General features: G+C 29.3%; 18 protein-coding genes. 10 read left to right on the top strand and 8 right to left on the bottom strand.

Annotation, left to right across the window (positions count from 1 at the left end; all coding sequences use genetic code 11):
• Positions 1-74 precede the first annotated feature (74 nt).
• Complete coding sequence (locus GQX97_RS08525) at positions 75-617, bottom strand: epoxyqueuosine reductase QueH (RefSeq protein WP_157151515.1); 543 nt, start codon at positions 615-617, stop codon at positions 75-77.
• Positions 618-663: 46 nt separating this feature from the next.
• The gene (locus GQX97_RS08520) at positions 664-1,887 is read right to left on the bottom strand and encodes a DUF6175 family protein (protein ID WP_157151514.1); all 1,224 of its coding nucleotides are present in this window, start codon (positions 1,885-1,887) and stop codon (positions 664-666) included.
• A gap of 213 nt (positions 1,888-2,100) precedes the next feature.
• Here GQX97_RS08520 and GQX97_RS08515 point away from each other — a divergent pair, with 213 nt between their 5' ends.
• From GQX97_RS08515 to GQX97_RS08490, 6 genes are all read left to right on the top strand, one after another.
• Positions 2,101-2,445 (top strand): hypothetical protein, encoded by a 345-nt coding sequence (locus tag GQX97_RS08515; RefSeq protein WP_157151513.1) that lies wholly within the window; start codon positions 2,101-2,103, stop codon positions 2,443-2,445.
• 156 nt (positions 2,446-2,601) lie between these two features.
• Complete coding sequence (nhaC, locus tag GQX97_RS08510; protein ID WP_157151512.1) at positions 2,602-4,017, top strand: Na+/H+ antiporter NhaC; 1,416 nt, start codon at positions 2,602-2,604, stop codon at positions 4,015-4,017.
• A gap of 277 nt (positions 4,018-4,294) precedes the next feature.
• Complete coding sequence (locus GQX97_RS08505; protein ID WP_232473296.1) at positions 4,295-4,567, top strand: immunity 17 family protein; 273 nt, start codon at positions 4,295-4,297, stop codon at positions 4,565-4,567.
• Between the two features lie 380 nt (positions 4,568-4,947).
• Positions 4,948-5,157: a heavy-metal-associated domain-containing protein gene (locus tag GQX97_RS08500; protein ID WP_157151511.1), complete on the top strand. Its 210-nt coding sequence runs from the start codon at positions 4,948-4,950 to the stop codon at positions 5,155-5,157.
• A 4-nt stretch (positions 5,158-5,161) separates the two neighbouring features.
• Complete coding sequence (gene ruvA / locus GQX97_RS08495; protein WP_013243636.1) at positions 5,162-5,746, top strand: Holliday junction branch migration protein RuvA; 585 nt, start codon at positions 5,162-5,164, stop codon at positions 5,744-5,746.
• Between the two features lie 15 nt (positions 5,747-5,761).
• The gene (locus GQX97_RS08490; protein WP_157151510.1) at positions 5,762-6,898 is read left to right on the top strand and encodes an MFS transporter; all 1,137 of its coding nucleotides are present in this window, start codon (positions 5,762-5,764) and stop codon (positions 6,896-6,898) included.
• Here the strand turns inward: GQX97_RS08490 and GQX97_RS08485 are convergent.
• A complete protein-coding gene (locus tag GQX97_RS08485; protein WP_157151509.1) occupies positions 6,895-8,160 on the bottom strand; it encodes a 3-deoxy-D-manno-octulosonic acid transferase in 1,266 nt (421 codons plus the stop codon). The genes GQX97_RS08490 and GQX97_RS08485 overlap by 4 nt on opposite strands.
• A gap of 18 nt (positions 8,161-8,178) precedes the next feature.
• Positions 8,179-8,550, bottom strand: a complete 372-nt coding sequence (locus GQX97_RS08480; RefSeq protein WP_157151508.1) for a hypothetical protein — start codon at positions 8,548-8,550, stop codon at positions 8,179-8,181.
• A gap of 512 nt (positions 8,551-9,062) precedes the next feature.
• Between GQX97_RS08480 and GQX97_RS08475 the strand changes: the two genes are divergently transcribed.
• The 3 genes from GQX97_RS08475 to GQX97_RS08465 all read left to right on the top strand — a co-directional run bounded on the left by GQX97_RS08475 (position 9,063) and on the right by GQX97_RS08465 (position 11,501).
• A complete protein-coding gene (locus tag GQX97_RS08475; protein ID WP_157151507.1) occupies positions 9,063-10,094 on the top strand; it encodes a deoxyguanosinetriphosphate triphosphohydrolase in 1,032 nt (343 codons plus the stop codon).
• A 138-nt stretch (positions 10,095-10,232) separates the two neighbouring features.
• Entirely contained in the window at positions 10,233-10,772 is a 540-nt protein-coding gene (locus GQX97_RS08470) for a CbrC family protein (RefSeq protein WP_157151506.1), read from the top strand.
• A 189-nt stretch (positions 10,773-10,961) separates the two neighbouring features.
• A complete protein-coding gene (locus tag GQX97_RS08465; RefSeq protein WP_157151505.1) occupies positions 10,962-11,501 on the top strand; it encodes a CbrC family protein in 540 nt (179 codons plus the stop codon).
• A 397-nt stretch (positions 11,502-11,898) separates the two neighbouring features.
• Here the strand turns inward: GQX97_RS08465 and GQX97_RS08460 are convergent, their stop codons facing one another.
• From GQX97_RS08460 to fusA, 3 genes are all read right to left on the bottom strand, one after another.
• Entirely contained in the window at positions 11,899-12,303 is a 405-nt protein-coding gene (locus GQX97_RS08460) for a hypothetical protein (RefSeq protein ID WP_157151504.1), read from the bottom strand.
• 3 nt (positions 12,304-12,306) lie between these two features.
• On the bottom strand, positions 12,307-13,125 hold the full coding sequence (locus GQX97_RS08455; protein WP_157151503.1) for a PTS sugar transporter subunit IIA: 819 nt from the start codon (positions 13,123-13,125) through the stop codon (positions 12,307-12,309).
• Positions 13,126-13,206: 81 nt separating this feature from the next.
• Positions 13,207-15,297: an elongation factor G gene (gene fusA, locus GQX97_RS08450; protein ID WP_157151502.1), complete on the bottom strand. Its 2,091-nt coding sequence runs from the start codon at positions 15,295-15,297 to the stop codon at positions 13,207-13,209.
• 274 nt (positions 15,298-15,571) lie between these two features.
• Here fusA and GQX97_RS08445 point away from each other — a divergent pair, with 274 nt between their 5' ends.
• Entirely contained in the window at positions 15,572-16,882 is a 1,311-nt protein-coding gene (locus GQX97_RS08445; protein WP_157151501.1) for an MATE family Na+-driven efflux transporter, read from the top strand.
• Between the two features lie 54 nt (positions 16,883-16,936).
• Here GQX97_RS08445 and GQX97_RS08440 read toward each other — a convergent pair whose 3' ends face one another.
• On the bottom strand, positions 16,937-18,526 hold the full coding sequence (locus GQX97_RS08440) for an alkaline phosphatase (RefSeq protein WP_157151500.1): 1,590 nt from the start codon (positions 18,524-18,526) through the stop codon (positions 16,937-16,939).
• Positions 18,527-18,578 lie beyond the last annotated feature (52 nt).

The raw sequence follows: 18,578 nt of genomic DNA, 5'->3' as shown, positions 1-18,578 counted from the left end.
AAAACTTTGACGAAGTCCACACCGTGTAAGGCGGGAAAAAGTTGAATAAAATAAAAAAAATATATTAATAAATTTTAATTCCTTATGCTAAACTCGCATCCGCAGTAGTGCTGTCTATAAAGCCCTGCCTCATTAGCTATTATATTAGTCTTTTTAAAGCCGTCTTTTTTCTTGAAATCTATATGCAAATATTCTATATTATCATATTTAGAAGCAATACTGTTTCCTATCATCTCTATAGCCTTGCTGTTTTTATGCGGACTTACACTCATAACGGTAGTAACATATTTTGCATTAATAGTATGAGCATATTCAAAAGCCTTAGCTATTCTATGCTTAAAACAAATATTGCACCTAGCCCCCTTTTCAGGTTCATTCTCAAAACCCTTTATATCATTATACCAATCTTTTACATACGCTTCATTTTCTTCTATATGTATGTCTATATTATTATCCTTAGTAAACTTTATAAACTCATCTCTACGTCTGTTATACTCTTCTATAGGATAAATATTAGGATTATAAAAATAAAAAATAGTGTCATAATCTTCAAGTAAAGTTCTAGGATAACACATACAAACAGCACAGCATGTATGAACAACTAATTTCTCTTTCATTTTTAATAGCACCAATTATTTTTTTATTATGATTATTTCTTTATTTTTATCTTTTGTTGGCTTTTAAATTAATAGTCTTGTCATCAAAACTGTTTATAATTATTTGATAGCCCATATTTTTCGCCTTAGCATTAATATCAACAGCTAAATCTCTGCTGCTTCCAACATACTGCACAACGTATCTTGATGAATCTCCGCTTATTCCTCTGTTATAAACGCTTTTAAGATTTTCTATATTTTTCTTAAGAGCTTCCTCAAAACCTATAGAATCATTAAAATCAAGCCCGCTTACATATATAGTATATTCAGTGCCATTTTGAACTTCACTCTGCCATTTAGTAACTATCTGATTAATAAAATCTTCAGAAATAGAATCAGCTGATTTCACCAAAGCAATAGAATGAGCATCTTTTTCGCTTCCGCCTACACCTCCAGCCTGATGAGTAGCACGAGCTATAGTACTATAATCAGATACATTCACAGCAGTAATAGCAACATCGCTTCTATAACTTTTTAAAGCAGTTCCCTGTATAGTGGTAAAATATGCAGCATCAGCCTTGCCAAGTATAGCAATTTGAGCTCCTGTTGCATCTGCTATTTTTTTTACAGTAGAAGATGAATTATCAGAATAGCTAATATTTTCACTTCTTACAACATTTCTTAAAGAACTAGCACTTACAAATTTAAAACCCTTATCGCTCATATTTTTTTCAAGTTCCACATTAAATGCATCGCTTAATTCGCCATTATCATCAGTAACAAGCACAACTATTAAAGGCATATTTTTTCTGTCTAACAATATACCCATAGCCTGCAAATTGTCCTGAAGCATATCAACTCCAACAACCGCCTCAATTTTTGCATACCATACAGATGAACTTTTTGTAATAGAAAGCACCTTATAAGAAGAAATATATCCAGTAGTGTTATCATATATTTTAGAGCTTATGAGTTTATTGTTTTCAACTAAAGTAGTACCATTAACTATAGAACCAACAGCCTGTTCAACTGCATTTCTCTTAGCACTTTCTAAAGCCCTCTCTATAGCATTAGCCTCGCCTCTATTATCTGAAGAAGCAAAACCTTCGGCTACTATCTTTGTAGTTTTGCCGCCTTTAAAATCTGGGTTCTTCCAATTATTAACAACTCCTATCTCACCAGTATCTTCTCCTATAAGAACTCCGCTTTGTGTACTCTTTGAAGTAGTTGCACATGATATAAAAAATATCATTAAAAACATTGCTAAAAATAATTTATATAATCTCTTCATAAAACTCATAAACCTAAAAAATATTTTTTAATATGTATATATATTATAATTAAAGCCTTATTTTTTCAAGCGATAATATTTTTAAAGATTTAGACATTATAATTATTAAATAATAAAATTTTAACATAAAAACCAACTATAATTCATTGCAATTTTTTATAAATTGATAAACTATTAATTATATTTATTATATTTATTATTAAGGAAAAGAAAATGCAAAAAGAAATAGTAATAAGGTTTATTGAAGTTGAATGCTGGAAATGTAATGAAAAATATAATATATATTATGTTATGCCAGATGAAAAAAAATTTAATAATAATTTGATATTTAATAATGAAGTAATATCAAAAGTAAAAGAATTCATCAAGAAAAATAATCTTATATTTGGTGATATCAAAGAAAGATACAGTAACACAAGAAATGAAAAATATATTTCTTTTGGTTGTCCTAAATGTGATGCAATATGCGGAGATTATTATTTAAAAGAAATAATATTTGATACAATGTACGAGAATAAAGGTTGTATAGATGATATAAAAATAACAATCAATATATAAAAAACATAAAAGCTATTTTTTATATACATATTCCTATAATAAAAAATTTTACTATAAATATTGACATCATAATGAAAATATGTTATATATTGTTGTAATATCAATTATTACAATATTTAAAATACTTAAAGAACATATTTAATTATGGAGCCATTTATGCATACAAAAAAAATAAATACATTCTTCAAACTATTTCCTCTTATTTTTATACTTATCACTGTTTTAATATTTACTGTAAAATATGGAGTTCCAATAGAGTTTTTGCTTACAATAGGAACATTAATAGCATGCATAACAGCATATTTTGCAGGATATAAATGGAAAGACATGGAAAATGCCTTCATAAAAAAAATTGTTGATACTTGGCTTGGTGTTTTAATATTTATATTAATAGGTATAGTAGTAGGCTCTTGGGTATATTCTGGAACAGTGCCTATGTTAATATATTACGGCATAAAATTTATTCACCCTTCTTTTATACCTGTAATGGCTTTTATTGTAACATCATTTCTTTCTATATTTACTGGTACTTCTTGGGGTTCTGCTTCTACTGCAGGAGTTGCATTCATTGGTATCGCTCAGGCTACAAATACACCTCTTCCATTGGTTGCTGGTGCTGTTATAAGCGGGGCATATCTTGGCGATAAAAACTCTCCTATATCTGACACTACTGTTTTGGCTGCTCTTGGAGCGGGAACCACTTTACAAAATCACATAAAAACTATGCTTGTAAACACTATTCCTTCTGCAATACTTGCTGCTGTAGTTTTTACAGTGTTGGGTTTTAATGCAGCTCCAATTAATTCTGATATTCTAAACCTAAAAGAAGCTAGCGAAATATTAACTTCATTAGAAAATATTTATAATTTCAATATATTACTGCTTATTCCTCCAATATTTGTACTTGCTGCAAGTGTAAAAGGTGTTAATCCTGTAATAACAATGTTTATAGGAAGTTTGCTTGCAATAATATTAGGCTCTTTTATTCAAAACTTTGGTTTTATTAATGCTATGAAATCATTTGTAACAGGGTTTAATATATCAATGTCTCCTACAGTTAATCCTGAAAGTGTGCCTCAAAACCTTCATAGTTTATTAAACAGAGGCGGTATGATTAGCACTATGCCTAGTGTATTGTTTTTAATATTAGCACTAACCTACGGAGCTATGCTTGAACTTTTGGGTACTTTTCAAACTTTAATAACATTATTAATAAAAATAACCAGAGGAAGAAGAAGTGTAATATTTATCACATGGCTTACAACATTCACTATAAACTCAGCATTAAGCAGTTTACAATTTACTTTCTTAACTTTGGGAAATGTGCTTCAAACAGTATACGATAAATATAATATAAATAGAGGTGTACTCTCAAGAACTATGGAAGAAGGTGGAACACTTACAGAGGTTTTACTTCCATGGACAATCACGGGTGTTTATATGACTACCATACTTGGAGTACACACTTTAGAATATATGCCTTATTCGTTTTTTAATTTAATAAGCATAGGTATATCATTTATCTATATGCTCACGCTCCCGAAATTCGCTGTGGGTATTAGTAAAATTTAATCCTATTATAGTAATTATATACCAAAAATTTTACGTTTTGTCAAAATTATGCTTTTATCAAGATTGCAAAATGTTGCAACAGGTGAACCTTATTTATTACTAACTTTGAGAGTAGTCCTACAAGTTTAGACAAAAATGTTATAGGAGACTACCCTACTTTGAATGATTTATATATAGGATTCGGGCTTCAAATATCTTGCTAATATATTATTGGATTCTATTGATAAATTAAATAATTAATTTTTTACATTATTGATAATGATTGGTTTCATTAATTATGAATAATCCTATAAGCGATTTATATATAAAATTTATGGAGTCCGTAGAGCCTTATATAAAAAAATTTCCTTATTTATTTCTAATATTAGCAGGACTATTATTTGTTTTAGCTGCAATTTTTAATTGGAAGTGGCTTTTAAATCCAAATGGTAAAAATTTTAAGGTTTGTATATATGAGATGTTTGGAGAAATGGGAGTTAGAATAATTACAGGTATTTCAGGATTTATAATGATAATATGCAGCTTGATTTTATGGATATTCTCAGTTTAATTTAAGTCATATATATTTTGATAATTTCTTTGCTTCTCTTTCTATAGATATGCATATTTAAGTATATACCTAAACAACTACATTTTGTCAAAAATAAATTTTTTAAATTTAAAATATTTGCAGGGCTTTCATCCCAGTTCTTTTACGGCCGAAAGGAGTCCTTCAGGGCGACCGTAGGAAGTACCTTTAGGTATGGGTGCGAAGGCGGGAAAAGTTGAAGAAAAAAATTTATGACAAAATGCATTTGTTTCAATATATAAGCCTTAAAATATTTTAAATAATTTAATGCCTTTTTATAGAATATTCATTATTGAAAAATACTCCCAATTAGTATATAATATTTGTTATAATACTAAAACATTTTTATTAAGGAGACTTAAATGAAAAATATTACTATTAAAATTAAAGGAATGGGCTGTCAAAATTGCGTTAAGGCTGTTACTGAAGAGCTTACTGCTTTAGACGGTATAAACAAAGTTAATGTGAGTTTAGAAAATGCTTGTGCTGAAGTAGAATATGATGAAAGCAAAGTTACTACAGATAAAATGCTTGAAGTAATTAAAGAATTAGAATACGAGCCTAGTTTATAATAATATGTTTGCTTTTATAGAAGGTAAAGTTTGCACGATATCAGAGGGAATCATTGCTCTTTTATGTTCTAATGGGGTGGCTTATGAGATTATAGTATCAAAAAAACTAAACGTTAATAATGATGATAATATAAGGCTATACACTCAATTAATACATAAAGAAGATTCTATGACGCTTTATGGTTTTAAAACAAGAGAAGAGAAAAAGATGTTTAATACTTTAATGTCTGCCTCTGGTGTTGGGGCAAAACTTGCAATGGAAGTTCTCTCTACATATTCAATAGATGAAATAATGCATATACTATTTAATAAAGATATTAATATGCTTAAAAAAGTTCAGGGAATGGGTGTAAAAAAGGCTGAAAAACTTTTGTTTGAAATTAGAGATAAAATAGAAAAGATAGACATAAATATTTCTTCTTCTAAAATATCATATAATGAAAATGAAAGCGATGTAATAAAAGCTCTTATATCATTAGGCTTTTCAAATAATGAAGCTGTAAAAGCATTGTCAAACATAGAAAACAAAGAAAATAAAACAACAGAAGATTTAATTAGCTTAGCATTAAGAAACTTAAGCAGCATATAAAAAGGATTTTCAAAAATGCCTAATACTCTTTTTATAATAATGATACTATACTGGTTTTCTTTATATACTTACATACCTTTTCAAGTACCATATTTATATGCTCTAAATGTAACACCATCTATAGTAGGTATAATACTTGGGCTTTATGGTGCTTCACAGATGATACTTAGATTTCCTTTCGGTATAATAAGTGATTATTTTGGCAAGTATAAAATTTTTATAGTACTCGGTTCATTACTATCTGCTATTTCTTGTATTATAAAAATAGTTTATCCTAGTGCTAATGGTTTTTTGATTGGTAATATATTAACAGGCGTTGCTGCTTCTACTTGGCTTATGTATATGGTTTTGTATTATTCTTATTTTGACAGAAGCAAAGAACATATGGCTGCTAGTAAATGTTTGGTTGCTAATGTTATAGGAATGTTTTTAGGATTTTTGTTTGCCACTATATTTTATCAAAAGTTTGGAATGAACCTTATGCTTATTGCTGCAGCTTTCGCTGGTTTTGCTGCAACTATATTGGCACTATTCTTAAAAGAAGATAAAAGAGAGAAAAAAAGCAATATAAAAGATTTAATATTAGTTATAAAAAACAAGAGATTATTATTTTTCTCAGTGTTAAGCATAATAGAGCAAGGCATACATATGGCTGCATCTGTGTCATTTACTCTAAACAGAATAAAAGAACTGGGAGGTGCATCATACCTTGTTGGAATAGCATCACTGCTTAACATGTTTTTTGCAATAGTGAGTGCATATATAGCAAGCACTTCATTTGCAAGCAAAAGAGGCTCTAAATTTTATGTTCCATCTTCTTTTGTACTTTTAGGTTTATATTGTGTATCTGTAATACTCACAAAAAATATATTTGTAATAGTAGCTTCTCAAATACTCTCAGGATTATCAATAGGAATGCTCGCATCATATCTTACAAGCGAGGCACTTATAGAAGTAGATAGAGATAAAAAATCTTCTGCTATGGGTTTTTATCAAACGGCTTATTCAATAGGAATATTTATTTACCCTATCATAACAGGTAAAATAGTGGAAATGTATTCTATAGAGATAGCATATATATTTTTAACTGCTAGTGCTGTAATATGTGCATTTGTAGCTTTATTATATTATAGGAAAGTAAAAACAAATTAATAAACTATGCCGTTATATTTATCTATAAACTCCATAGTTTTTTTACTAGCACCGTTATTTTGTATTAGAAGTTCATAGGCATTATTTGCTAATTTTTCTCTAAGCTCTTTATTTTCGTATGCAAGTTTTATAACTTCTGGAAGATTTTCTTTATCTTTACAATTAAAAACACTCTCTTTCATATATTCGTAAATCTCTATAAAGTTATACATATACCTTCCAACTATCACAGCCTTTTTAAAATAAATAGCTTCAAGTATATTATGCCCGCCCATATTACCAATAAAAGTGCCTCCCATTATAACAAGGTCAGAAAGTTTATACCAATTAAGAAGTTCCCCTATTGTGTTTATAATAATACCGTCTTCAGAACTTCTATCATAATCAGTATAAAGAGGTAAATTATATCCTAACTTTGAAGCTGTGTTTTTAATATCTTCTCCTCTCTCTATGTTTCTTGGCACTATTACAATATATACATTATCTTTTATACCTATTTTATCTATAGCTCTTAATATAATTTCTTCTTCATTACTATGCGTACTTCCTGCAACTATTACAAATTTATTTACAGGTATCATACTCTCTAAACTGTCTATCTTTTTTTCATCTACACTATAATTAATATCATATTTTAAATTACCAGTAACAGATATTAATTTTTTAGGCATACCTATAGTAATCATGTTTTGCATATCAATATTGCTTTGTGCAAGTATTTTGGCATACATATTAAAATAAGGCTTAAAGAAAAATTGAAAGTTTTTATATCCTTTAAGCTCTTTTTTGCCAATTCTTCCATTGATTAAAAATATAGGTATGAGCCTCTTATGAAGCATATATATCATAGTAGGCCATATCTCAATTTCAGCTATCATCACATATTCTGGAGATATTAAATTTATAAGCTTGTTAATCATATGAGGATAATCTAAAGTTAAATAAAAAAGCTCTACTTTGTCGCCATAATTTTTTTTAGCAATATCATATCCTCCGACAGTAGTTGTAGATAAATAAACAGTATATCCCCTCTCAATTAAAGTAAACACCATCTCTCTAACAGCAACTATCTCCCCCACACTCACAGCATGAATCCACACAGCATTCTTTTTATTTTCTTTAGGGTAAATAAAACCTAATCTCGATAAAGCACCTTTTCTTATAGGTTTATTAAAAAACATCATAATAGAAAAAGCTATAAAAATAAAAGGATAAGCAATATATCCAAAAATAAAATATATATAAAGAAGAAATAACTGCATTATAAAACTTTCCAACAATTAGAAAATAATGATCATTAATGTAAATAATATTATTAAAACATATATGGATAAAGAAATTAAAGCCTTTACTAATGCATGCTGTTTTCTAGTACCCCAATCGCATCTTGCAGATACAGCTATAAAAGAAATAAAAATACCTATCTCTATAACATTTAATAAAATTAGCATTACTAAATTAAATCCAGAAGTAAGATTCTTATGTGCCATTATTATAAATGCTGCTATAGGAAAAAGCATAAATATAGAAGCATTAATTATCTTATGTATAACAATATATTTACTCATAGCTAAAATTATAATATATATATGTATTATGTCAAATATTTTATATGGTTGTCTTTTTATAGAGATGTTATCAATTTTTTGCATACATGTATGCTTCATGAAAAATGAAGTATTTTAATTTTATATAATGGGAATATATATAATACAATAGTTTTTTGTGGATTAAAAAATGCAGTCCTTTTGCTTCTTTGGGTCATACCCTCAGGTACTTCCTACGGTCGCCAAAAGAAGTGGGGGGCTACCCTACGGGCACGCTTCGCAGGGGGCAAAGCCCTGCAAATACTCAATTTTAAAAATTCATTTTTGACAAAATATAGTTGTTTAGGTATATAGTAAAAATTTTAAAATTTATCAGAAATTAGTTTTTTATTCAACTTTTTCCCACCGCAAAAAGTTGCAAAAAGTGCAAACAAAAGAATAATAATATTGATTATATATTTAGTCAAAATGTAGTTCTTTTGATTCTTTGGGTCACGCCGAAAGGACACTTCCTTTGGTAGCAAAAGAATTAGCTCATAACATATCAATTATTTTATATAATTGTATTTTTTTTATTATAATGTAATATTAACATAATATGTAAAAAGGATATTATTTTGAGAACAATAAGATTAGATATAGAAACAAGAGAAAAAAGTTTTTTGTCTCCTGCAGCATCATTTTCTTCAAATAGCAAAGGATGCCAACACCCAAGAGAAGAAGATGATATAAGAACTCTTTATATGCAAGACAGAGACAGGATCATACATAGCGAATATTTTAGAAGATTAAAAGACAAAGCACAAGTAATAATGCTTTCTGTGGGAGATTTTAGAACAAGACTCACACATACATTAGAAGTAATGCAAATAGCAAGAAGCATAGCGAGAGCATTAAGGCTTAATGAAGATTTAACAGAGGCTATAGCATTAGGGCATGATTTGGGGCATTCACCATTTGGACATGCAGGAGAGAAAGCTATATCAAAATATTTCAAAGGCTTTCACCATTCTGTGCAATCTTTAAGAGTGGTAGAACATTTAGAAAAAGGCAAAGGGCTTAACCTCACATTTGAAGTGAGAGATGGAATATTAAAACACACTAAAGGGAAAACAGGAAAACTACTTACAGACTCATCAGGACCTTCTACTAATGAGGGTATGATTGTGAGAATTGCTGACACTATAGCCTATGCTAATCATGATGTCGATGATGCTATAAGATACGGTCTTTTAAATTATCATGATATACCAAAAGATATAATAAATGTTCTTGGAAAAAGTTACGGCGAAAGAGCTGATACTATGATAATGGGTGTTATTAATGCTAGTATGGAGAAAATGGAGATAGATATAGATAAAGAAGTATTAAAAGCTATTAATGATTTAAGGGCTTTTATGTTTAAAAAGGTTTATGAGAGCAAAGAAATATTGGAAGATGTTGAGAGAGTAAACAGAATAATATCTACTATATTTGAATATTTATTAAAACATTTAGAGATTGTGGAAGAAGATAAATTATTTAAAAAGGCAGATATTCCTTATAACAGTGATGAAGAATTAGTAAAAGACTATGTAGCACATCTCACAGATTCTGAGGCTATTAAACTTCACAAAGATATTACTTATGGGAAATTTAATTATATATAAAAATAAAGAAGAATAAAAAAATTAACTGATAATATAAATGACACAAGTATTATAAGTTATATGACTGCTTTATTGAAAAAATCAAAAGAAAAAAATTTTACAGCATAGAAATAATAAAAAGCAATAAAGGAGTGTAAAATGCCTAACGACATGCCTAAATTTAAATATGTTGATGATAATATTGTTAAAAAATTTTTTATAAAGAAAAGGAAAAAAGTATTATGCAAATGCTGTAAAAAGGAAACAAATTTAGTTTATTGTAGTATTCCATATTGCGAAGATGATATAGAACCACTATGCCCTGAATGCATAGCAAATGGAAAAGCAGCTGAAAAATTTGATTGTGATTTTATTGACGAACCTTTTGACAGTGATAATATTATAGAAAATAGAGATGAAAAAATAGAGGAACTCACAAAAAGAACTCCTCAATATTCAGCTTGGCAAAAGCCATATTATCCAAATCATTGCGATGATTTTTGTAAATTTATTTCTTATATTGGATATAAAGAATTAAAAGAAAGAAATTTATTAGATAAAATAATCATATCCTCTTATAATGATGAAGATTTTGTAAGAAAAAATATTGAAGATTTAGAGGCGGAAGGAAATTTCCAAGGATATTTATTTGGATGCTTAAAATGCGGGCAATTAATTTTGCATACTGACTTTGATTAACGTGATATTTGATGTATATACACAATTACTGAAGGTACATACTTGGTAAAAGAACTTAGATGCTGCACGGTGTGTACTTCGTTAAGGTCAAAGCCCTGCAAATATTTCAATTCTAAAAATTCATTTTTGACAAGATGTAGTTGTTTAGGTTTAATTAAAAGTAATAAATGATAAAGGAGTATAAATAAAATGTCTAACGAGATACCTAAATTTAAATATGTCGATGATAATATTGTTCAAAATTTTTTTGAAAAAAAAGATAATAAAGTATTATGCAAATGCTGCGAAAAGGAAACAGATTTGGTTTATTATACTATTCCATATTGTGAAGACAATATAAAACCGTTATGCCCTGAATGTATAGCAAATGGAAAAGCAGCTAAAAAATTTGATTGTGACTTTATTGATATACCTTTTGACAGTGATAATATTATAGAAAACATAGATGAAAAAATTGAGGAACTCACAAAAAGAACTCCTCAATATTCAGCTTGGCAAGAGCCATATTATCCAAATCATTGTGATGATTTTTGTAAATTTATTTCTTATGTAGGCTATAAAGAATTAAAAGAAAAAAATTTATTAGATAAAATAATTATATCCTCTGATAATGATGAAGATTCTGTAAGAGAATATATTGAAGATTTAGAAATAGGAGGAAGGTTTCAAGGATATTTGTTTGAATGCTTGAAATGCGGGCAATTAATTTTGCATACCGACTGCGATTAATGTTATATTTGCTGTATATAGAAATTTTTTTCAGTTTATCAGAAATAAGTTTTTTATTCAACTTTTTCCCGCCTTCGCACCCATACCTAAAGGTACTTCCTACGGTCGCAGGCACTTCCTTCGGTCGCGGTGCGGACTTCGTCAAAGTTTTTGCCCTCCGGGCACGCTTCGCGAAAGTGCAAGTAAAAGAATAATACTAATAATATTTATTATATATTTTAGCCAAAAATGCAGTTCTTCGCGAAGCGTATCCGAAGGATATAAGGTTCTTTTATACCAATACCGAAGGCACTTCCTACGGTCGTAAAAGAACTGGGGTGCGGGGCAAAGCCCTGCAAATAAAAAACTAAAATATGTTTTTTGATGAACTAAAATTTCTTAGTATGTAAATCAACAACTATATTACAGAAGTTTTGAACTCGCTAACAAATGTGGAGTCTTGATTGTCTTTTAAAATAACTTTTGAAGTGTATATTGAAGCAGGCAAATAATTACCGTTTTTGTCTATAGCAGACCATATTGCTGTAGCTTCTTTTTTGTCGGTAGATATAGTCATAGTTTTTTCATCTACTAAATTACCCTCTTGAGAATAAATATAAAGCTTAGCTTCTATTATCTCTCCAGTACCAATAGAAACTTTAAAAGTAGTATATGCTTCTTCTTTACTATTAAAAGGATTAGGATAATTAAAAAACTCTTTAATGTTAGAGCTAGGTTTATTTGTGGAACAAGATATATAAAGAATAGCTAAAGAAGTTATTAAAAATACCTTAGCTATTCTTTTAAAAATATTATTTTTCATTAATTAGTCAGTAGTGAATAATATTCTTCCGCAGTGGAAGCACATAATAATCTGATTCTGTCTTCTAACTTCATTAACAGTCATTTTAGGTATAGCTACATTACAAGCACTGCATTTATAATTTTCAATTTTAGCAAGAGCTTCACCTTTATTTTCTTTAATTCTCTTATAGTTTTCTAATACAGCAACATCAATTTTGCTTAAAATAGTGTCTTTATATTTTTTGTACTCTTCTAAAACTAAATCTGATTTTTGCTGAGAGTGAGTAGAACTATAGAGCTCATAAGCTTTAATTTGTATTTCAGCTCTTTCAAGTTCTATAAGGAATTTAATTTGTTTTTCTGCTTCGAATTTTTCATCTAATTTTTTGAAAGATTCTAATACAGTTTCTAACTCTTCAAAATTCTTAGTAGCTATTATTTTGTCTAATATTTCTTTTTGGTTAACTAAAAAGAATATCTGAGAAAGATTTAAAAGATAATCTTGAGGGTTTTCAAGATCAGAAAGTATAGCAAATACGAGTTTAACAGGACTCTTTTCATCAGAATCTGAGTCATAGTTTATCTCATTTTTTAGGAAACCTACAAATATGTCAGTTTTACCATAACCCTGAATTCTACCATGAGGAACTGCAACGCCATTACCAATATTAGTTGTGTACTCATCTTCTCTCTTTTTCAAAGCATCAAATATAGAATCAGTAGAAAGTGAAGAAACAGAAGCTATTTTTTCACTTAAAGCTCTGAAAAGAGAATCCTTATCTTTTGATTCTAAGTCTTCAAATACATGTTCTTTTTTTATTTTGTCAATAATCTTGAGCATATAATCTCCTAATTTATTATTAAAATATTATATTATAGTATATAAAAAATATCAACTTATATTTATATACATTTTTTAACTTTATTCAGCACCACCAAGTAAAGCCTTACGCTCTTCAATAACCTTATCAGCCAAAGGACCAGTAAGCTCTTGATAATGAGAATGTTCCATCTCAAAAGTACCTCTTCCAGAAGTAGAAGCCTTCATTTCTATAGAATAAGTAAGCATCTCTGAAAGCGGAACTTCTGCCTTAATCATTTGTACAGTGTTTGACGCAGCCTCCATTCCTAAAATTTTGCCTCTTTTACCTGTAAGCTCATTCATTATAGAACCAGTAAACTCTTCAGGCACATAAACTGTAACCTTCATAACAGGTTCAAGCAATACAGGTGAAGCATTTTTAAAAGCCTCCTTCGCAGCCATAGATGCAGCTATTCTAAATGATAATTCATTAGAATCCACATCATGGTATTTACCATCATAAACTCTAACCTTAACATCTACCATAGGGTATCTTCCTAATGGCCCTTGTGATAAAGCATCTTGTATACCCTTTTCTACACCGGGTATATATTGCTTAGGTATAGCACCTCCAAATATATCATTTACAAATTCATAACCGCCGTCACGTGGAAGCGGTGAAACTTCTAAATGAACCTCTCCAAATTGTCCGCTTCCGCCTGATTGTTTTTTATGTCTGTATTGTGCTTGGGATTGTTTTCTTATTGTTTCTCTATATGCAACTCTTGGAACACTTTGCTCTATCTCTGCCTTTGTGAGGGCAATAACTCTATCTAATGCCAATTTTACTTGTAAATCTCCCATAGCTTTTATGATAGTTTCTTTTGTTTCGCTATCAAACTCTACGTGGAATGTTAAGTCTTCTTGGCTAATAGTATCTAATACTTCCAATGCTTTTACATCGTTTTTAAGTATTTTAATTGCTGTAAAATATATTGGCTGAGGGATTTTAATTGGACTAAACTGAAATGGTGCAGATGGTACGCTTATACTATCTCCAGTTCTACAATCAGAAAGTTTTGCTAATACTCCAATATCTCCTGCAGTAATAGTATCTGCCTCTATTTGTTTTTTTCCTCTTGCTATATATATGTGTGAAACTTTTTCTTTTTTGCCTGTTCTAGAATTATATATTTCATCGCCGCTTTTTATGCTTCCAGAACGAACCTTAAAGAAAGAAATACGTCCTGCATATTGGTCTATTGTAGTTTTAAATACAAAAGCTGCAAATGGATTGTTTTCACCTAATATAGACCTTGTAGCAGGCTCATTAGTTAAAAGATCAGTACCGTCTGTAACAGGTATATAAGAAGGTGAAGGCATATATCTTATTATTGTATCAAGTACAGCACCCATTCCTATATCTCTAATGGATGTACCGAAAAGAATAGGTACTACCTTGTATTGAAGAATAGATTTTGTTAAAGCTTCTATATATTCTTCATCGGTAAACTTACCGCCATCTAAGAACTTTTCAGTTAAGCTGTCATCAACTTCACATACAAGCTCTTTTAGTCTATCTCTTGTAGCCCTATATTCATCATAATACTCTTCTGGTATCTCTGCCTCTATTATCTTACCCTGTTCATCTCTAAAGAAAGCCTTATGATAAATAACATCTATAATACCCTTGAAATCTTTACCATTACCCATAGGTATTTGTATAGGCACTACAGGAGGCTCTTTAAAGTTGTTTTCTATCTTCTCTAATAAAGCCTTATGGTCAACCATCTCTTTATCAATTTTATTAATAAAGACAATTCTAGGCCTTTTAAAATTATTAGCCATTTGCCAATGTTTTTCTGTTTCTATTTGTATTCCAAACTCAGCATCTATTACAACAATACATGATTCTGCCACTCTCAAAGCTGGGTTAATATCGCCGCTAAAATCGCCCGAACCCGGAATATCCAGCAAATTAATCTTATGGTCTTTCCACTCTATAAAGCTTATAGAAGTACGAATAGACATTTTCTGCTTGATTTCTTCATCTGTATAATCACTTACTGTAGTACCTCTTGCCACTTCTCCTTTCTTGTCAATACACTTGGCTCTAAAAAGAAGTGATTCATTTAAAGAAGTTTTACCACTTCCAACATGCCCTAATAGGGCTACATTACGAATACTTTCTGGGTTATAAATTTTTCCCATAAACATTCCTCCTTATGATGGCGGTTATTTTTATTATTGATGTTTTATGATTTTCTATTGACTTGTGATTGCTTAGAAGATAAGCAGGTTCATAGAAAGTTAAATACTGCATGTTAATTCAAGTATAGTAAAAAAAATATCAAAAATCAAATTCTATTATCCATTTTTAATACAAAAATTAATATTTATTCATTAACATATGAAAAATTATTGATAAAATGTTTATATCAATGTATGATATGTATCATTTTGGAGTACAGAGACTTAAATATTTATGAATTTACTTAGAAAAATTAATTTTAAATTGTTTATAGTTCTAATCATACAAGCTTTAATACCTTCTATTTATTCAACTTTTAGAATATATTTATTAGACAGCTACCCTGATGCAAGCGGTATAAATATAGCATCACAGCAAATGTGGCTTGGAATTATATACGAAGTCTTTGAAGAAGCAATAATAGCTCCTTTATTCTTCTTTCTCGGGAATATAAAAGATGATGATATTAATAATCATAAAGAAATTTTTATAAATAAATTAAGAAGCTCTATTATAATAATAACTTTTATATATATTATAATGGCTTTAATTATAAATGTATTCGCTGGAAACCTTGTTACAGCAATGAAACAGCAGGAAGATCTATATGCTCAAACAACAACATATATAAAATTAGAATCTTTTGCTAATATTGCTATAGTGTTATTTCATTTAGTAATTGTAGCACATACTTCTTTAGAAAATTATAAATCAATATTTGCAATTACAACAATAAAAATGTTTCTAACAATTATACTTGATATATTATTTGTCTCTCAATATAGCATATCATTAAACTTAGGCGTTAATGGTATAGCATATAATAATATAATATCTAATTTAATATCAGTTATAATTGCTATATTTTTATTGAATAAATGCGGATACAATATTTTCTCTAAAACAAAATTAACTTTTCTATGGAATAAAAAAATTACTTCTCTAAATGTAGTATCTGGACTTGAATCTTTTTATAGAAACTTAATTTATAGTATAGTGCTTGTGAGAATGATAAACATTGTAGGAGAACAGGGAAATTATTGGATTGCTAATTCTTTTTACTGGGCTTGGCTATTAATACCAATAAATCAAATAGGTACTCTCATAAAAACTGATTTATCAAAAAAGCATAATAGAAGCTTAAAACCTTATGTATTATTAACAACTATATTTGTTTTGATATGGATAGCTTTAATACCAACATACAAATATTTTATGAAATATATAATGAATGCTCAAAATCTTGAATCGGTTATGAACTTGATTATAATACTTTTCCCTTTTTATATATGTTATGCATACTACACTATAATTTCAAGTTTATTATATGCAATAGGTCAAATAAAATATATGCTGTTGCAGTCTTTCTTAGTTAATACTTTCTTTAACATTCCATATTTTATTTTATATTTAAAAGGTGCATATGAAATAACCTTATTAAATATAACATTGAGATTTGGTTTGGCTATACTAATATCAACTATAATAATATATATAATTTATTTTGCTGTAATAATGAAAAAGCTAAAAAATAATGAAATATAATAAAAAAGCGTAAGCACTAAAAAATGCTTACGCCCTATAAAACCTTAAATAATATTATTTTAACATATCCAACACTTGAGAAGGAAAGTACCATTTAGATTCATTGTAAACCACAACACCATCTAAAGTTTTTTTCTCTCCATCTACAATTATTATATTTCTATTTTTCATTATTTGAGAAGTTTTATCACCCATATACAGAGTAAGCACATCTCCCTCTGATGTTAATTCCACACCCGCTTTTTTTATTTCGTCTTCACTCATAAATAATTTTTTTGTAGCTTCATCTAAATTTATTCCCATAGCAGAAGCAACATTTTTAGCTATATCTGTATTATCTATAACTCCTATAATTCTTTTGTTATTAGGTAAATATGTATATAGAGGAACATCTTCTCCAGTGTGCCCATGTGTGCTGAAACCTAAATAAGCCCTTTTTGCTAATATTGGCCCTATAGCATAATGTAAATCATCGCCTGTTTTTCCTCTAAGAGAATTAACCTCTTCTTCTGTCATATCATCTATAGCATAATATTTTTGCATAGCAAGTCTTATATCTTCTCCAGCTTCTATTTTTCTTGCCACATACTCAGCAGAACGTGAAGCTTTTTTTACAGGCTCTATAAAACTTTCTAATTTTCTTTTGTGATAGTCTGAAGAAGTGTCATAATTACCCATAGTAAAACCGCTGTTTCCATGGTCAGTTACTGCTATAACCATAGTATTGTTATCTTTTTTAGCAAAATCTAATGCCGCCTTTACAGCATCAACATAAGCCAAAGTATCAGACACCAACCCAACAGGGTCATTAGCATGAGCTGCCCAATCCACTTTTGAAGCCTCCACAATCAAGAAGAAACCTTTATTATTTTTAGAAAGTATATCTATGGCCTTTGAAGTCATTTGAGCTAATGAAGGCTGAGTTGTCTCTTCTCTGTCTATTTCATAAGCTAAATCTGCATCAGCAAAAAGTCCTACAACTTTATCACCCCTAAAAGAATCTAATTCATCTGAAGTTCTAATTATAGAATATCCTAAATTAGTCATTTCTGATATTAAATCTTTTCCGTCTTTTCTAGCCTCTTTAGTAAAAAACTTATACCCTCCTCCTAATATAACATCTATATCTTGAAACACTTGCTGTTCACTTAAATCATCATAATCTTTTCTAGTGATGTCATGTGCAGAAAAAGCTGCAGGAGTGGCATGCATAATTTCTGAAGTTGAAATTACTCCTGTAGATTTGCCAAGAAGCTTTGCTGCCTCCAACACATTTGCTATAGGTGCTCTTGCTTCAGTAGGTATTGATGAATTAGGAAGTATGGCTTCATCTGGAAGAACACCTATAAACTGCTGATAAGATGATTTATAGCCTGTAGCTAAAGCTGTACCTGCAGGTGCTGAATCTGCTATAGGAGAATCTGCATTATGTGTTCTCATAGCTCCGCTTAACATCTCATCTATTGCCAATGAGTCTCCGCCTTTAAACCATCTTGAATATGTGATTACATCTGAGCTTTGTCCGTCTGCAATTAGTACTATAACGTTTTTAGCTTTTGGGGTATTTTCTAAATTAGTGTAAGGCTGTTGACCGCATCCGATAAAAAATGCGGATAAAAGAAGAATAGGTAATAATTGAATCATAGATTTTCTCCAATCTTTATAATTTGGTAAAAATCTGATATCAAATTTTACG

Origin of the sequence: Brachyspira sp. SAP_772 (genome assembly GCF_009755885.1) — a bacterium.
Lineage (GTDB): Bacteria > Spirochaetota > Brachyspiria > Brachyspirales > Brachyspiraceae > Brachyspira.
Note: the sequence above shows the minus strand (reverse complement) of the source record. Positions and strands in the feature narration are given on the sequence as shown.